Origin of the sequence: Streptomyces sp. NPDC048506 (assembly GCF_040651315.1) — a bacterium.
Taxonomy (GTDB): domain Bacteria; phylum Actinomycetota; class Actinomycetes; order Streptomycetales; family Streptomycetaceae; genus Streptomyces.
The window spans coordinates 71,041-88,689 of sequence record NZ_JBEZIX010000001.1 but is presented as its reverse complement, the minus strand read 5'-3'; the positions used below and the strand labels follow the sequence as shown (position 1 = coordinate 88,689).

Annotated in this window: 7 protein-coding genes and 2 pseudogenes; 4 read left to right on the top strand and 5 right to left on the bottom strand. The window is 72.5% G+C overall.

The genetic code is table 11. From position 1 onward, the window contains the following. Nucleotides 1-86: 86 nt before the first annotated feature. Nucleotides 87-4,241, top strand: coding sequence for a PAS domain-containing protein (locus AB0C96_RS00325; protein WP_362912070.1), 4,155 nt, complete (start codon nucleotides 87-89; stop codon nucleotides 4,239-4,241). A gap of 61 nt (nucleotides 4,242-4,302) precedes the next feature. Here the strand turns inward: AB0C96_RS00325 and AB0C96_RS00320 are convergent, their stop codons facing one another. Both AB0C96_RS00320 and AB0C96_RS00315 read right to left on the bottom strand, forming a co-directional pair. Next, nucleotides 4,303-5,955, bottom strand: a complete 1,653-nt coding sequence (locus tag AB0C96_RS00320; protein ID WP_362912068.1) for a long-chain fatty acid--CoA ligase — start codon at nucleotides 5,953-5,955, stop codon at nucleotides 4,303-4,305. Between the two features lie 390 nt (nucleotides 5,956-6,345). Then, complete coding sequence (locus AB0C96_RS00315) at nucleotides 6,346-8,136, bottom strand: SpoIIE family protein phosphatase (protein WP_362912429.1); 1,791 nt, start codon at nucleotides 8,134-8,136, stop codon at nucleotides 6,346-6,348. 158 nt (nucleotides 8,137-8,294) lie between these two features. On the opposite strand from AB0C96_RS00315, the gene AB0C96_RS00310 reads away from it, so the two are divergent. The 3 genes and pseudogenes from AB0C96_RS00310 to AB0C96_RS00300 all read left to right on the top strand — a co-directional run bounded on the left by AB0C96_RS00310 (nucleotide 8,295) and on the right by AB0C96_RS00300 (nucleotide 15,530). Further along, nucleotides 8,295-12,695, top strand: a complete 4,401-nt coding sequence (locus AB0C96_RS00310; RefSeq protein WP_362912066.1) for a HAMP domain-containing protein — start codon at nucleotides 8,295-8,297, stop codon at nucleotides 12,693-12,695. Beyond that, nucleotides 12,692-13,141: pseudogene (locus AB0C96_RS00305) on the top strand (response regulator); the annotation flags it as partial. The gene AB0C96_RS00310 and the pseudogene AB0C96_RS00305, both read left to right, overlap by 4 nt. A 1,351-nt stretch (nucleotides 13,142-14,492) precedes the next feature. Continuing rightward, the gene (locus AB0C96_RS00300) at nucleotides 14,493-15,530 is read left to right on the top strand and encodes a hypothetical protein (protein WP_362912452.1); all 1,038 of its coding nucleotides are present in this window, start codon (nucleotides 14,493-14,495) and stop codon (nucleotides 15,528-15,530) included. Between the two features lie 71 nt (nucleotides 15,531-15,601). Here AB0C96_RS00300 and AB0C96_RS00295 read toward each other — a convergent pair. The 3 genes and pseudogenes from AB0C96_RS00295 to AB0C96_RS00285 all read right to left on the bottom strand — a co-directional run. Next, a pseudogene (locus AB0C96_RS00295) lies at nucleotides 15,602-16,107 on the bottom strand (transposase); the annotation flags it as partial. A 203-nt stretch (nucleotides 16,108-16,310) separates the two neighbouring features. Continuing rightward, nucleotides 16,311-17,117 carry a hypothetical protein gene (locus tag AB0C96_RS00290; RefSeq protein WP_362912065.1) on the bottom strand — a complete coding sequence of 269 codons (807 nt, stop codon included), beginning with the start codon at nucleotides 17,115-17,117 and terminating at the stop codon, nucleotides 16,311-16,313. Between the two features lie 7 nt (nucleotides 17,118-17,124). Next, on the bottom strand, nucleotides 17,125-17,502 hold the full coding sequence (locus AB0C96_RS00285; protein ID WP_362912063.1) for a hypothetical protein: 378 nt from the start codon (nucleotides 17,500-17,502) through the stop codon (nucleotides 17,125-17,127). Nucleotides 17,503-17,649 lie beyond the last annotated feature (147 nt).

Here is a 17,649-nt window from a genome sequence, read left to right as displayed (position 1 = left end):
GCGTCGCGGGCGAGTGCCCGTAGACTCCATCCCAGCGGTCCGTCCCGGCGGGCCGGCACGGTGCGGTAACAGGGAGGAAGCGTCTCGTGAGCAGCAGGCCATCCCGAGGCGCTGCTCGCCTCGCAGCCATACTCGACGCCCTCCCCGACGCGCTGTTGCTCGTCAACTGCAACGGCACGGTCGTCAACGCCAACGCCATCGCCCTGGAGACCTTCGAGGCGCCGGGCACGGCCCTGGTGGGGCGCGGTCTGCTCGATCTGCTGCCGTCCTTCGACTCCAAGCGGATCCCGGGGTCCATGCGGCGCCGGGACGACGAGATCGAGGCGGGCCGGACGAAGCCGACGCGGATGGTCGCGCGGCGCACCGACGGGACAGAGCTGCTGGTCGAGGTGACCAGCGCCAATCTGGACGGGCGCACCCCCTACGAGTCCGCCTTCGAGGCCGCGTACGCCGATCACCGCAACGGCTACACGGGCGACGAGCTGCTGATGCTCGTCGTGCGGGACCTGACCGGGACCCTGGACACCGAGACCGAGCTGGCCCGCCAGCAGCGGCAGACCGAGATGATCCTGCGGGCCGCGGCCGAGGGTGTGGTCGGGGTCGACTCCGAGGGCAAGGTCGTGCTCGTCAACCCGTCCGCGGCGCAGATCCTCGGCTACCGGGCGAGCGAGCTGGGCGGCGAGGAGCTGCACCCGCTCATCCACCACTCGCGGGCGGACGGTGTGGCGCTGCCGTGGGAGGACACGCCGCTGGCCGACACCCTCAAGTCCGGGCGCAAGCACCGGGTGCGCGGGCAGGTGCTGTGGGCGAAGGACGGGCGGGCGGTGGCCGTCGACCTGACGACGGCGCCGGTGCGGGACGGGGACCAGCTCGTCGGTGCGGTGATGACGTTCACCGACCGGCGCTCCTACGACGCGCTGGCGGCGCGGCACGCGCAGCTGTTGGCCGTGCTGGAGCAGGCGCTGCGCGGACCGCTGGAGGAGCTGAAGGGCGAGCTGGGCACGCTCGCGTCGGACCCGGCCGGCCAGCTGTGGCCGGAGGCGAACCAGATCCTGCACCACCTCGCGGCCGGCCACGCCCGGATGACCACGTTGGTGGACAACGTCCTGAGCTACCAGCGGTTGGACTCCGGCAAGGAGAAGCTCAACCGCACGAAGGTCTCGCTGGACGGGGTCGTCGCGGCGGGCGTCGAGGGCGCGATCGAGCTGATCGGGCCGGGACGGGCGCAGTTCGCCGTGCACGCCCCGCCGATAGAGGCGGTGGTCGACGCGGAGCGGATCGCGCAGGCGCTGTCGCATCTGATCGCGGACGTCGCGGGCGTGGACTCCACGGGCCGGATGCCGGTCGGTGCGGCCGGTCCCGGCGCGGGCGGGCGTGCGGGGGCGATTCCCGGGGATTCGACGATCGTGGTGGCGGCGGCCAAGCGCGGCGACGTCGTACGGATCGAGGTGCGCGGCCCGTTCGGCGGCGGCGACCCGGTCCATGAGCCGATCGTCCGCGGGATCGTGCGGCAGCACGGCGGGCTGATGCAGACGCACGAGATGCCGGGGGCGCCGGGCGGCGGAGCGGGCGCCGGCGGCAGCGCGTATGTGCTGGAGCTGCCGGTGGCGGCGGACGGCACGGCGTCGCCGGACGCCGCGGGGGCGGGCCCGGATGGAGGTGCCCCCGGTGCCGAAGGCTCCGGCGGAGACTCGGCCACGCAGGCCGGCCAGAAGACTTCGGGGACGCCGGTGCCGGGCGCCGGGGCGCAGGGCGCCCAGGGCGGTGCGGCGGACGGCGGCCAGGGGCCCGCGGGCGAGGGCCGTGCGGACGGTGCGACCGGCGCGGGCGCCGAGGGTGCCACCGGCGGGGCCGGTGTGCCGCTCGCCGACGGTACGAAGGACGGCGCGGCCCAGCCGACCGGCCGGCGACGGGCCCGGCGGCCGGGCACGGAGCAGGGCGCCGAGGCCGCGCCGGATGCCGAGGGCTCCGGCGGGCCGGACGCGGCCGGCCCGGGGGCTGCCGACGGCGGCCGGGGCGGCGGTACGGGCGCGGACGGTAGGGGGCGGCCGCCGGGCGGGGCGGGCGCCGAGGCCGCACCGCCGACCGGGCGCCGGCGGGCTCCGCAGGGCACGACGCAGGGCACGACCCAGGGCACGACGCAGGGCGCGACGGAGGGCGGCGGACTGCCGGCGCTGCCGGCGGGAACCGGACGGCCGGCCGAGCCGCAGGGGGCCGGCTCCGGTGGCCAGGGCGCGGCGCCGGAGACCGGGGCCGCCCCGGCGGCCGGGACCGCCGTTCCGGCGCGTCCCCAGATCCCGGGCCAGGCACAGTTCCCCGGCCAGGCGCAGCTGCCGGCGGGGCCGCAGGGCCTTGGGCCCGTACAGCCGGCCGGGCGTCGGGCGCGCCGGGCGCTGGCCGAGGCGCCCGGGCGGGGTGCCCAGGCGACGGCCACGGCGCAGCCGCCGGCCGGTGCGCGTACCGCCTTCGCGCTGCCGCCCGCGGCGGCGGACCAGAACCCGCGGCCGGCGCCCGACCCGCAGCCGGCGCTGCCCGCGCTGCCCGCGGCGCCCGCGCAAGGGCCCGCGACGGCCGAGCAGGTGCCCGCACAGGCCGCCGGACCGCAGGACGGGGCCGGCACGGGGCGCCGTCGGGCCCGCCGGCCGGTGGCCGCCGGGCCGGAGGGCGCCGCGTCCGGGTCCGCCCCGGAGGCCGTGGCCAACGCCGACTCCGCCGATCAGCAAGGGAATTGGGACGCCGAGCCGACCGGTCGGCGGCGGGCCCGGCGAGCCGCGGCCGAGGAGCGGGCGGCGGCCGCGATGGCCGACTCCGAATCGTCCGGCACCTTCGTGGCCGGCCCGGAGGGGCTGGTGGCACAGCCGACCGAACACGCAGATCCCGCGGAGGCGACGGAGACGGCCAGCGGGACGGCACCGGGCATCGCCCCCGCTCCGGCCCCGGGCACGCCCGAGGCGGCCGACGGCCCCGCGCCGGCCCCCGCCCCCACCGGCCGCCGGCGCGGTCGCCCCAGCCCCGCCGAAGAGGCCCCGGGCCAGGCCCCGTTGCCCCCGCAGGGCCGGCCGACCGCGGCGCACCGGCAGCCGCTGCCGCCCGCCGCGGAGGACGACGGACACTCCCACGGGCGGGCGTTCAGCGTGCGCACGCTCGGGCAGGGGGTGCCGTTCGCGCAGCAGCTCTCCGATCAGCAGCACCCGCCGGCGCCGCCCGGCAGCACGCCCCCCGGGGGGACGTCCGCCGGTTCGGGCCGCCGCCGCAAGCTCGCCGCGCCGCCGCAGGAGGGCGAGCGCAGGGCCGAGACCACGCCCGCCGAGACGCGCCCGCGCCCGGTCGCGCCGCCGCCCCCGCAGCCGGAGCGGAAGCCGTCCCCGGCCCAGCCGCATCTGATGGACACCGGCGAGGGCCGCGCCTTCGCGATCTCCGCGCCCGACGAGGGCAGCGAGGGCCCCGAGCCGCTGGACGGCCCGAACGGCGCCATAGAGGTGATGGACCGTCAGCCGATGCCGATGGACGACGAGTTGCCGCCGGAGCCACTGGACAACCCGCGCCGGCTGCTGGTCTGGCCGGCGCCCGACGTCGCCACCCAGCAGGCGCTGAGCGACCGCGGCTACCGCCCGGTGATCGTCAACTCCCGTGAGGAGGTGGACGCGCAGATCGCGGCGTACCCGGCGGCGCTCTTCGTCGACCCGCTGACCGGGCCGATCACCCGTACCGCGCTCCAGTCGCTGCGCCAGGCGGCGGGCGCGGCCGAGGTCCCGGTGCTGGTGACCGCCGGCCTGGGCCATGCCACCCGGGAGGCCGCGTACGGCGCGGACCCGGCCGTCCTGCTCAAGGCGCTGGCCCCGCGCGACAGCGACGCGCACCCGCCACGGGTGCTGCTGATCGAGCAGAACGACGCCATCGCGGGCGCCCTGACCACGTCGCTGGAGCGGCGCGGGATGCAGGTCGCACGGGCCGGTGCGGACACCGAAGCGGTCACCCTCGCCACCCAGATGCGGCCGAACCTCGTCGTCATGGACCTGATGCAGGTGCGCCGTCGGCGGGCCGGCATCGTGGACTGGCTGCGCGCCAACAAGCTGCTGGACCACACTCCGCTGGTCGTCTACACCTCCGCCGACATAGACCCGACGCAGCTGCCGGGGCTGGCGTCCGGCGAGACGGTGCTCTTCCTCGCGGAGCGCTCGACGAGCGCCGAGGTACAGGCCCGGATCGTCGACCTGCTCGCCAAGATCGGCACGAACTGACAGCGGTGGGGCCCGGACCGGGCCCCACCCCGAGGACCGCCCGGGCCCCCGCCCACGGGCATCACGCCAGCAGCGTCACGTCGAGCTCGCCGTCCGCGTACTGCTTGCGCAGCACCTTCTTGTCGAACTTCCCGACGCTCGTCTTGGGCACCGCCGGGATCACCGCCCAGCGCTCCGGCAGCTGCCAGCGCGCGACCCGCTCGCCGAGGAACGCCTTCAGCTCCTCGTAGCCAATCGTGGCGCCCTGGTTCAGCACCACGGTCGCCAGCGGACGCTCGCCCCACTTGTCGTCCGGTACGGCGACCACCGCGGCCTCCGCGACGTGCGGGTGCGCCATCAGGTGGTTCTCCAGCTCGACCGAGGAGATCCACTCACCGCCGGACTTGATGACGTCCTTGGCGCGGTCGGTCAGGGTCAGGTAGCCGTTGGGGGTGATGGTGCCGACGTCGCCGGTGCGCAGCCAGCCGTCCGGGCTGAACTTGTCCTCCGGGCGGAGCGGTTCGCCCTGCGCGCCGCCGTAGTACGCGCCGGCGATCCACGGCCCGCGGACCTCCAGCTCACCGGCGGACGTGCCGTCCTTGGGGAGCTGTTCACCGCCGGGGCCGATCAGCCGCGCCTCGACGGAGGCCGGGAAGCGGCCCTGGGTGGCGCGGTAGTCCCACGCCTCGTCCTCGCTGACGCCGGCCGGCGGGTGCGAGACGGTGCCCAGCGGGGAGGTCTCGGTCATGCCCCAGGCGTGCACGACGCGGATGCCGTGCCGCTCCTCGAAGCCGCGCATCAGGACCGGCGGACAGGCCGAGCCGCCGATGACGACCGTCCGCAGACAGGCCACGTCCCGCCGCTTGGCGTCGAGCTCGGCCAGCAGCCCCTGCCAGATGGTGGGGACGGCGGCACCGACGGTGGGCCGTACGGTCTCGATCATCTCGGCGAGCGGGGCGGGCTGGAGGAAGCGGTCCGGCATCAGCATCGAGGCGCCGACCATGAACGCGGCGTGCGGCAGGCCCCAGGCGTTGACGTGGAACATCGGGACGACCGGGAGCGTGATGTCGCGTGCGGTGAGCGCGAACGCCTCGACGGTGTTGACCTGCAACGAGTGCAGGTAGAGCGAGCGGTGGCTGTAGAGCACGCCCTTGGGGTCGCCGGTGGTGCCGGAGGTGTAGCAGAGCGCCGCGGCCTCCCGCTCGTCGAGCTCCGGCCAGTCGTAGCGCTCCGCCCGCCCGGCGATCAGCTCCTCGTAGTCGTGCACCCGCGCCCGCGCACCGTCCAGGACGGTGGTGTCCCCCGCACCGACGACCACGATGTGCTCGACCTTCGGCAGCTGCGGCAGCAGCGGGGCCAGCAGCGGGAGCAGGCTGCCGTTGACGAGGACGACCCGGTCCTCGGCGTGGTTGATGATCCACACCAGCTGTTCGGCGGGCAGCCGCAGATTGAGCGTGTGCAGCACCGCGCCCATGGAGGGGATGGCGAGGTAGGCCTCCATGTGCTCGGCGTTGTTCCACATGAGGGTGCCGACCCGTTCCTCGTCGGCCACGGACAGCTCGTCGCGCAGCGCGTGGGCCAGCTGGGCGGCCCGGGCACCGACCTCGGCGAAGCTACGGCGATGCGGCTCGCCGTCGCCCGTCCAGGTGATCACCTGGGACTGGCCGTGAACCGTCGATCCGTGGGTCAGGATCCGTGAGATCAGCAGCGGTACGTCCTGCATCGTGCTGTACACCAGGGGCCTCCGGCCGTTACGCGAGGGTAATGTCCTGGTGATTCTGCTCGGGTACCGGCGGTACGTCATCAGGGCCTTCCCACGTTTTTGGCTTTCCCGCCGTGGTGGTTTCTCGCCGTTGCGCCTGCGGCGGGCGTGGGTTTGTTGGGTGCGGTGACGGGCCTGCGGGGCAGGGTTTCCGGACTGCTTCGCTTTACGTCCGGAAACCCTGCCCCTCCGGCCCGTCCCCTCCCGTGAGTGGGAAGGGAGAAGGCCGGTGGGGGCGGACACGAGTGGTCCCCAACCGGCAGTGAACAGACGGCACCGCACCCGACACACAACGCCCGCCGCAGGCGCCACGGCGAGAAACCACCACGGCGCCGCAGACAAACACGTGGGAGGCCCCGCCGGCTACGCCGGCAGCGCCTGGAGGACCAGTACCGACAGGTCGTCCTCCACCGGGCCGGTGCCGAAGTCGTGGGCGGCGCGCCGTACGTGCTCGGCCAGGGCCTTGGCGCCCAGGCCCTGGCCCTCCTTGAGGACCTCGACCAGGCCGTCGTTGTCGTCCAACTGCCAGTTGCCGCAGCGGCGTTCGGTGACGCCGTCGGTGACGCACAGCAGGGTCTCGCCGGGCGCGAGCTGGAAGGAGCTGGCGTGGTACTCGGTGCCCTCGTCGATGCCGAGGAGCATCTGTGGCTCGGCGGCCGGCTCGACGGCGCCGTCGACGAACAGGTGCAGCGGGGGCGGGTGGCCGGCGCTGGCGACGATGCAGCGGGCGCCCAGTACGCCCGGGTCGACCTCCAACTCGCCGTAGAGCAGGCTCAGGAAGCGGGATTCGGCCCGTTCGCCGCTGAGCTCCAGTGCCTCCGCCGTCTCCTCCGCCATGGCGACGTTCAGCCGGCTGAGGACCGATTCGACGCCGTGGCCCTCGCGGGCCAGGAGGCGGACGAGGTGCCGGGCGAGACCGGTGACGGACATCGCCTCCGGGTCCTTGCCCTGGACGTCGCCGAGCAGGAAGCACCAGCGGCGGTCGCCCATCGGGAAGACGTCGTAGAAGTCGCCGCCGACGGTCTGCCCCTCGCCGTGCGGCTCGTAGACGATCGCGGTGTCCACGCCGACGATGCTGGCCAGCGACGCGGGCAGCTGCCGGCGCTGGAGGGCCAGGCTGATCGTGGTCTGCCGGGTGTACTGGCGCGCGGTGTAGACGGCCTGCGCGACCCGGCGCGCCACATCCTCGACCATCCGTACGACGGTGTCGGTCATCTGGAGCTGCCCGGCCCGGCCGAGCAGCAGGACGCCCTGGTCGGTGTCCCGGGCCACCAGCGGGAAGGCCAGCGCGGACCCGCCGGTGGGGACCGTCCCGGCGGACTCCGGCCAGGGCCAGGGGGTGCCGGCCGTGCGGACCATGTCGGTGGGCGGGTCGCGCTCCAGGTCGGCGCGGAGCGGAACGATCCGCCGCTCGTCGACGTGCCAGACGCGGGACAGCTGCATCCCGCTGCCCTCGGTGCTCAGCCAGATCGCGCACCAGTCGGCGAGCCGGGGCACCAGCAGCTGGGCGGCGAGCGCGGTGACCATGTCCTGGTCGAGCTGTCCCGCCAGCAGCTCACTGGTCTCGGCGAGGAAGGACGGGCCGCCGCGGTCGGCCCATTCGGCGGCGTACCCGTGCGGGCGGGCGCGCGGGCTCACCGGATGGGCCAGCCGGACGGGCGGCTCGCGCGGCGGCTCGGGGCCGGTGGACGCCGGCTCGCCCTCCGTGGCCTCCAGCCGGAACCAGACCGTCTTCACCGACTTGCGGTACGTCACGCCCCAGGCCTCCGCCAGCGCGCTCACCAGCTGGAGCCCGTAGCCGGGCTCGCCGGTCCGGGCGTCCACACCGCCTCGTACGCCCCGGGCCGGGTGGCGGTCGGAGACCTCGATCACCACGCCCACCGTCGCCCGGCCGCCGCCCTCCTCGGAGTCGGCGGGCGGGCCGTGCTCGATGCGGCAGTTCACGTCGATATCGGTGCCGGCGTACATCACGGCGTTGGTGACCAGCTCGCTGGTGAGCAGGACGGCGGTCTGGATGAGGTCGGTGCTGATCGCGGCCGCTCCCGGGCCGGCCGTGGCGGGCGGCGCGGCGGCCCGTTCGGTGAGCAGTGCGCGCACGAACTTGCGCGCCCCGGAGGCCGCGAGCTGGTTGGCCGGCAGGCCTTTCCGGGACACGGATTCCGTCGCGTACGCGGAGGACAGCGTTGCCACTGCGGCCCCTGGATATCCCGGGAAAAAGTCATTACAAGCGCTTTATACTATGTCATATCCACCGAAAAGGATCACTCGGCCCCAATGGATCTCTCCACAACGATCACTGGGGGGAGGACGCGATGGCTCTCGACCCGCCCCCCTCGCCGTCGCCCTGTGGTGACGGTGATGCCCAGTGGGTACGCACCAGCGAGCTGCGGCCGCTCCTGGAGGCGATGAACGCACTACGCGACGGGGACTTCACCTCACGTGTGGAAGTCTCCGGTGACCGCGCCGCGGCCAACGGCGTCCTGGCCGACCTGGCCGGCGTCGTCAACCAGGTCGTGGCCCGCAACGCCCATCTCGCCTCCGAGCTCCAACGCGTACGGAGCGAGATCATCCGCCAGGGACGGCTGGACGAACGGATCTCCGCGAGCCCCGGCCAGGGCACCTGGACGACGAACATCGAGGCGGCCAACACCGTGCTCGAAGCCCTGTCCGTCCCGCTCGCCAAGGCCACCCGGGTCCTGGACGCGGTGGCCGACGGCGATCTGACCCAGCACGTCGACCTGCACGACGGCAACCGCCAGCTGCACGGCGACCTGCGCCGACTGGGCAGCGGTGTGAACCGCATGGTCGACCAGCTGTCGCTGTTCACCGGCGAGGTCACCCGGGTCGCCCGCGAGGTCGGCACCGAGGGCCGGCTGGGCGGCCGGGCCAAGGTCCAGGGCCTCTCCGGCGACTGGCTGCATGTGACCGAGGCGGTCAACACCATGGCGTCGCGGCTGACCGCACAGGTGCGGGACATCGCCGTGGTCACCACGGCGGTGGCCCGCGGCGACCTGACCCAGCAGGTGACGATCGAGGCCACCGGCGAGCTGCTGGAGCTGAAGCTGACCGTCAACAAGATGGTGGACCAGCTGCGGGCGTTCGCCGACGAGGTGACCCGGGTGGCCCGCGAGGTGGGAACGGAAGGCCAGCTCGGCGGCCGGGCCCAGGTCAGGGGCGTCTCCGGGGTCTGGAAGGACCTCACCGACAACGTCAACTTCATGGCGTCCAACCTGACCTGGCAGGTCCGCAACATCGCCCAGGTGACCACGGCGGTGGCCAACGGCGACCTCAGCCAGAAGATCACCGTCGACGCCCGGGGCGAGATCCTCGAACTGAAGTCGACGATCAACACCATGGTCGACCAGCTCTCCGCCTTCGCCGACGAGGTCACCCGCGTCGCCCGCGAGGTCGGCACCGAGGGCCAGCTCGGCGGCCGGGCCCAGGTCAGGGGCGTCTCCGGGGTCTGGAAGGACCTCACCGAGAGCGTCAACTTCATGGCCGACAACCTGACGTCCCAGGTCCGCAACATCGCCCAGGTCGCCACCGCGGTCGCGGAGGGCGACCTCGGCAAGAAGATCACCGTCGAGGCGAAGGGCGAGATCCTCGAACTCAAGTCGACGATCAACACCATGGTCGACCAGCTCTCCGCCTTCGCCGACGAGGTCACCCGCGTCGCCCGCGAGGTCGGCACCGAGGGCAACCTGGGCGGTCAGGCCCAGGTCAGGGGCGTCTCCGGGGTCTGGAAGGACCTCACCGACAACGTCAACTCGATGGCCCTCAACCTGACCTCGCAGGTCCGCAACATCGCCCAGGTCACCACGTCGGTGGCCAACGGCGACCTGTCGAAGAAGATCGACGTCGACGCCCGCGGCGAGATCCTGGAGCTGAAGGACACCGTCAACACCATGGTCCAGCAGCTGCGGGCGTTCGCGGACGAGGTGACCCGGGTGGCCCGCGAGGTCGGCACCGAGGGCCGGCTGGGCGGCCGGGCCCAGGTCCACGGCGTCTCCGGCGTCTGGAAGAACCTCACCGACAACGTCAACTCGATGGCCGACAACCTGACCTCGCAGGTCCGCAACATCGCCCAGGTCGCCACCGCGGTCGCCAAGGGCGACCTGTCGAAGAAGATCGACGTCGACGCCCGCGGCGAGATCCTGGAACTCAAGACGACCATCAACACCATGGTCGACACCCTCTCCTCCTTCTCCTCCGAGGTCACCCGCGTCGCCCGCGAGGTCGGCAGCGAGGGCCAACTGGGCGGCCAGGCCCGGGTCGAGGGCGTCTACGGCACCTGGAAGCGGTTGACCACCAGCGTCAACGACCTGGCGCTGAACCTGACGACGCAGGTCCGCGCCATCGCCGAGGTGGCCAGCGCGGTCACCCAGGGCGACATGTCCGGCTCGATCACCGTGGACGCCCAGGGCGAGGTCGCCGCGCTGAAGAACAACATCAACCTGATGGTCGCCAACCTCCGCGAGACCACCCGCGCCAAGGACTGGCTGGAGTCCAACCTGGCCCGTATCGCCAGTCTGATGCAGGGCCACCGCGACCTGGTCGAGGTCGCCGACCTGATCCTGCGCGAGCTGACCCCGCTGGTGAACGCCCAGTTCGGCGCGTTCTTCCTGGCCGAGGCGGGCGCCCAGCCGGGCGAGGGCCTGGAGCTCATCGCCGGCTACGGCACCGGCCAGCCCGAAGGCCCCCGCACGCTGCCGCGGCTCCGCCTGGGCACACCCGGCTGGGGCCTGATCACCCAGGCCGCCATGGAGAAGAAGCGGATCCTCGTCGAGGCCGTACCACCCGACTACATCACCATCAGCTCCGGCCTCGGCGCCGCCGCCCCCGCCAGCATCGTCATCCTCCCGGTCCTCTTCGAGGACCAGGTGCTCGGCGTCATCGAGCTGGCGTCCTTCAGCCGCTTCAGCGAAGTCCACCTGGCCTTCATCGACCAGTTCGTGAACACCATCGGCGTCTCCATCAACACCATCATCGCCAACTCCCGTACCGAGTCCCTGCTTTCGGAGTCCCAGCGGCTGACCGCCGAGCTCCGCCAGCGCTCCGACGAGCTGCAACTGACCAACGCCGAGCTGGAGGAGAAGGCCGCACTGCTCGCCACCTCCTCCCAGTACAAGTCCGAGTTCCTGGCGAACATGTCGCACGAGCTGCGCACCCCGCTGAACTCCCTGCTGGTGCTCTCCCGACTGCTCGCCGACAATCCCGAAAGCCACCTCTCCCCGCAGGAGGTCGAGTTCGCCGTCACCATCCACCGCGCCGGCTCCGACCTGCTGCAACTGATCAACGACATCCTCGACCTGTCGAAGATCGAGGCCGGCCGGATGGACGTGCACCCCAAGACGCTCCCCCTCAACAAGCTCCTCGACTACGTGCGCGCCACCTTCAAGCCGCTCACCGTCGACCGCAGCCTCAGCTTCGACATCAAGGTCGACGACGACGTCCCCGAGGAGCTCTTCTCGGACGAGCAGCGTCTCCAGCAGATCCTGCGCAACCTGCTCTCCAACGCGGTGAAGTTCACCTCCACCGGCGGTGTCGAGCTGACCGTCAGGCGCCTGTCGGGAAAGGAGTTCACCGAGGACTCCCTGCACAACGCCGACGACGTGATCGCACTCGCCGTCAAGGACACCGGCATCGGCATACCGCCCGAGAAGCTCGACGGGATCTTCGAGGCGTTCCAGCAGTCCGACGGCACCACCAACCGCAAGTACGGCGGCACCGGCCTCGGCCTCTCCATCAGCCGCGACATGGCGGCCCTGCTCGGCGGCCGGATCATCGCCGAGAGCGAGGAGGGCGTCGGCTCGACCTTCACCCTGTACGTCCCCGCGCGCTACACCGCACCGCTGCCCGCCCCCAGCGCCACCCCCGCCGTCCGCCCCCTGGAGGGCGCCGCGTCGGCCCGCACCATGCTCACCGTCGATCCCGCCCGCACCGCGGACCTCACGACCGGGGCGGCCGTGACCCGGCCCGCCGCCGCACCGGCCGAACCACACGGCGACGTCTTCTCGTCCCTGGAGGAACCGGAGCTGGTGCCGCCGACGGGAACCCACTCCGCCGACGGCGGCGACGTCACCTGGCCCGAGACCACCCGTCTGAAGGACTGGCTCAGCGGACGCCCCGGCGAGGTGCTGGGCAACCGCCGCATCCTCATCGTCGACGACGACATCCGTAACGTCTTCGCCCTCACCCACGTCCTGGGCCGGGTCGGCATCCGCGTGAAGTACGCCGAGAACGGCCGCGAGGGACTGGAGGCCCTCGACCAGGCACCGGACGTCTCACTGGTGCTGATGGACATCATGATGCCCGAGATGGACGGCTACGAGATGATCAAGGCGATCCGCCAGGCGCCACGCTTCGCGGACCTGCCGGTGATCGCGCTCACCGCCAAGGCCATGCCGGGCGACCGGGAGAAGGCCATCGAGAGCGGCGCCAACGACTACATCCCCAAGCCGGTGGACGTCGACCGCCTGCTCTCCGTGATCTGCCGCCTCCTGGACCCGGAGCACGCCACCCCGCACCCGCACCCCGACACCGCCCCCGACCAGGAGGCCGAGTCCGTGCGGGAGGCCGAGTCCGTGCGGGAGGCCGAGTCCGCGCAGGAGGCCGAGTCCGCGCAGGAGGCCGAGCTCGCGCAGGAGGCCGAGTCCGCCGCCGGGGCGGGTGCCGGCCATGACGACCAGGGAACGGCGGGGCAGCAGACATGACGACCACACCGGACACCTCGGCAAGCATCCTCATCGTCGACGACATGGAGGAGAACCTGGTCGCGCTGGAGGCCGTGCTGGGTTCCCTCACCCAGAAGGTCGTCCGCGCCCGCTCCGGCGAGGAGGCCCTGAAGGCGATGCTCCGCGAGGAGTTCGCCGTCGTCCTGATCGACGTCCTCATGCCCGGCATGAACGGCTTCGAGACCGCCGCCAACATCAAGGGCCTCGACCAGACCAAGGACGTCCCGATCATCCTGCTGACCGGCGCCTCGGTGGACCCCAACTACGCCTACCGCGGCTACACGGTCGGCGCCGCCGACTTCCTCATCAAGCCGTTCGACCCCTGGCTGCTGCGCACCAAGGTGAACGTCTTCCTCGACCTGCACCGCAAGAACCGCCAACTGGCCGCCCAGGCAGAGCAGTTGAAGCGCCTCCTGACCACCGAGAGCCCACCCGCCGCCGAAGCCGCGCCCCGCACCGCGGCCGGCCCGGAATCCGAGCCGTGCCCGCCCTCCCAGCAGCCCGCCGCTCACTCCGGGCACTCCGCGGGACCGCGCGAGGGTCTGTCGGCGAGCTCGGGTCCCCCCGAAGCCGCACCGCCCCCGTCCCCCGGCGGACCCGGTGAGCCCGGCGGACCTGGCGGACCTGGCGGACCTGGCGGACCTGGCGGCTCCGGAGAGTTCGGAGAGGCCGGCGAGCTCGGAGTGGCCGGAGAGCCCGGAGAAGCAGCCCGCCTGGCCGACATCACCGCCCAGCTCGCCGAGATGGAACTCCTCCTGCGCGATTCCACGGCCGGCGACCGCACCGAACTCGCCGACCGCATCGCCGCACTGGAGTACGCGGTCGGGCGGCTCCTGGCCAGTCGGGGGGCGTGACCGGCGGCGCCGGACTCCCCGTCCTTCGCCTCCCCGTCCTTCGCCTCGGCGTCCCGTCTACAGTCGCGGCAGCGGCGGCCCGGTTCCGAGGACCGGAAGGCGCGTTCACAGCCGTCGCACGTCTGTAGGGGGTGCCGGGGCGTGGTTGCCGCCGCACCGGGCGGAGCCGTGGCTTCTGGCGGGAGCGGCGGTGGCAGGTGTTCTCGTAGTCGGTGCGCGATCAAGGCCGCCGGGTGGCGGATGGAGTCCGGTAGCCCCGTCGTCAGGGCCCTGCGTACGTCATCCCGGGATGCGCCCCGTTCCAACCAGTTCTCGACGTCCGGGGCCAGGCGCTGGACGTCCCGTACGGAGAGCAGGAGGCGGGGGTCGTCGCGGCGGAGGTTGGACAGGAGGGCGACGGCGGGGGTGGAGGTGGTGGCGGCCCGAGTGGCAGCCCGAGTGGGAGCCCGGGTGGGAGCCGGGGTTGCAGCCTGCGGAGCTGGGGGCTCGGTTGCGATACGGCGTTTGGCCTCCTCGGCTTCCTCCCGGGCACGCCGGGCACGGGTGGCCTCCGGGTTGTTGTAGGAGACCGTGATCGTGACCATCCGCCCGTCCTCGGTCCGCTGCCGGATCCGTTCGAGATACCCGTGCGCCTCTAACTCCAATACCGGTGATTTAGGGCTTCTTCCGGTGGGTCGGGGTGGTTCTGGTCGGCTTGGTGATCGTGATGCTCGGTGTCTGGGGGCAGGGTGGGTTGCGGTGTTCGGCTCGCTTGAGCTTCCAGTTGGCCATCTTGCGTTTGATCACGCGGGGGTTGGACCGCGGCCGTCGGGTCGGCAGGAGCCGCTCGCGGACCTCACACAGGGCTTGGGTCTGTGCCCGGGCGAGTCGACAGGGGGGAAAGCGCCGCCTGGCCGGTGAACTCACCAAGGTCGGCGAGCTCGTGCTGGAACTCCTGCCGGGTCCGGAGGGACTGGACGCGACGACCGCAAGCGCCGTCGTGCGGACCGCCGCGCAGGTGGGCGGTGACGCCGGGATGGCGGTGATCGCGCGGTTCCGAGAGGACACGCGTCTGTCCGTGCAAGCGGAGTTCTGCCACTGCTGGTCCTCGTTCGACGCCCGGTGTTACGCGGAGACCGTGCTGTCCTCCACGACGCCGGACGTCTACGTACGCGTGTCCACGGCCGAGCAGCTGGCGGAGCTACCACGTTTGCGACATCTCAGTCGGATCGTTCTCGTCGGCCCCCATGGCCTCCCCACGGAGATCCTGGAACACCGGAACCTGGAGTGGCTCTTCCGCAGCAACGACCCATCACTGCGCGACTTGTCACCGCTCGATGCGCTGCCCCACCTCACCACGTTGGTCCTCGCTGACTGTCCCTCGGTGACCGGTCTCGTCCCCCTACGCGGCCTCGGGATCACGCATCTCTACGTGCACGACCTGGCCGAGGGCATGTCTCTCGCCGGACTCGACGGACTGGCGGAACTTCGCCATCTGACGCTCGGCTTCGCCGCCGGGGTGACCGATGTCGCCGACATCCCGGTTGAGAGTGCGCTCACTGGCCTCGTCTTTACGCGCGGCGCCGAGCGCATCAACCTGCACGGACTCGAACGCTGGCCCGAGTTGGAGACCCTGATGATCGAAGGAGACGTGCAGGGCGCTCAGTTGGCGAGCCAGCGCGACGAGACCCGGCTGGTCGATCTGCAGATCAACAGCCAGACCGCACTCAATCCGGTGACACTGGTACGGCATCGGCGCCTGAAAAGCCTCACGCTCAGTCGCTGCCTGCTGACCACGGGACTCGCACCGCTCAAGGACCTCCCAGAGCTGACCAGCCTGACCATCGCCAACGCGCCCGAGCCCATGGACCTCACACCGCTCGCGGACCTGGAGAACCTCATCGTGTACACGCGTCGCGGCGTGCCTCCGGCGGGCACCGAACACTTCCCAGCCGAGCGGCTCAACCCCAGAACAGACTGACCACGGACGTCACCAGACCCGTACCGATCCTCCCTTGCGAGGACCGGGCTTGTCGCGTTCGTGGGTGATTGGTTGCCGCCGTAGGCCTCGTCGGCGGTGGCCCAGGTGGCTTGGACACCCACATCCAGGTCGCGGTCGATCATCTGATAAGCGAGCTGCGGATTCGTGGCGAAACCGACTTGGTCGAAAACGGCGGCGCGGTCGCGGCGCGCGGGATCGCCCGCCCAACAGCGGGGCAGGTAGACAGCGCGGACGATACCCGCATGGCCGTGTCGGGAGGCGTAGGCGAGATACTCGGCGACCTAGGCGTTTTCGCGCCGGTCTCGTCGACCGCGAGTACGGCCTGGGGATCGGCTAGGTGCTCCAGCACGAAGGCGCGCAGGTCGTCGCGTACAGCGTCGGCGTCCCACCTCGCCCGGCCGACCAGGTGCTGCAAGCCGTGCGGGCTCGTGTCCCCGGTGTGCTCGGCGATAGTCCAGCAGTTCTTGCGGGGCAGGTCAGACAGCAGGCCGAGGACCAACTTCCGGGCTCGGCATTGGGGTTCGACGCGCGCGAATCTTCCGGCGATTCGGCTGATGGGGCGGATAGCGGGCCGGTTCGCGCGGGTTGAGCCCCGGCGCCGGGTTAGGGACTTGGTGCTGGGGCTGCTGTCGGACCTACCACGCAAGAACTGCTGGCGCTGTGCCGCATGGCCAAGCCGTGGCTGTCCATGCTGTCCCCTGAGACGTTGCGGGCCAGTGACGGGGCTCCGGCTGGCGCCGGCACTCCCTGCGCCAGCCGTCAGCCGCCCTTGCGGAGGATGTCATCGACCCTTCGTCCCTCCGCCTCGGTCATGGCTCCGCCACCCAGGGAGACGCCCAATGCGTCTGCCAGAGCGCGGTGATGGACATCGACAACCCCCTCGACGAGGGTCACGAACTCCTCCAGGCCGGAGCGGGCGCGGCGCCATGACGTGAGCAGGACACAGGCCGCAGTCACGAGGGCGGGCCACCACAAGACCCCGGCGATCCCGTACAGGCAGCCCCAGCCGGCGAGGGTGGCGGCCTCGGCGAAGCCGATCCGCGCCTCCACGACAGGGCGCCGGACCTCGTCGCCCAGGAGCAGCCACAGGCGTGGCCAAGCGCTCGCCACGTCGAACCAGTACTGTGCCCGGATCCGCGCCTCGGTGAGCCGTACCCGGTCGCTCATCCAGGTCGGCCGCTGCGGAAGGTAGGCCTCCACCGGCGAGATGCCGTTGCGCTCGGCGGCCCGCAGAGCGCGTGTTCGGCGCCTTCCGCCATGGCCCGGCTCGGTGCGCAGCCACCACCGCTCGACCGCCCTGCCCAGTTCGCCCGCCACGCTACCGGCGAGGCCAGCGGCGAGCAGCGCCACCCCGGCGGCCACCGCCGCCCGCGCCGGGCGGCGGTACGCCTCGCGCGCCAGGCGATCCACCCAGTCGGCCAGTTCGCCGGCGTCGAGGGCGTGGGCGTGGCCGAGATGGCAGCCCGCCGCCGTCACGGCGACCAGCAGCAGCCCAGGCAGGAGCACCGCGGTGACCCAGCGACTGCTGACGTGCTTGCCCACCTCGGAGAGGATGCCGGTCACCATCGCGTGTTCACGCCGTCGGCGTCATCGTCGCACCGAAGGCATGGCACACGGGCGTGTGCCCTTGCGCGTCGCGCCCAGCCGTGCGGTCGCACTTGCCGAGAGGACACCCATAGCGGCCCGCGCTCACCGTGGGCGCGCGCGGGGTGCCGGGAAGGCCGGCCAGGTTCAGGACGCTGCGTCCCGACCAGCTCCGTGCCGCCTCGGCGTCCGCGTCCTGCAGCCACTTGCGCACCGCTCGCTGGGCGGAAATGCCGTCGCGGACCCTGGCCGCGTCACGCTCGAGGCGGTCGACCACGCTGGTCGCCCGTGCCTGCTCCCGCAGCCCCGGCAGGCGCGCGCACCACAGTGCCAGGGCCTCGGCGTCCGTCAGTTCCTCGGCTGCCACCCAACCTCCCGCTCACATCTGACCGTTGGCCGCTCAGCGGGGAGACTACCCGGTCGGGCAGCACCGGGCACGCCGTCTGGCCCGCCCCGCGCGGCCGTGGCTATCGTGACGGTGAGGGCCAGGGGGCGATGCGGCATGCGGTGGGGG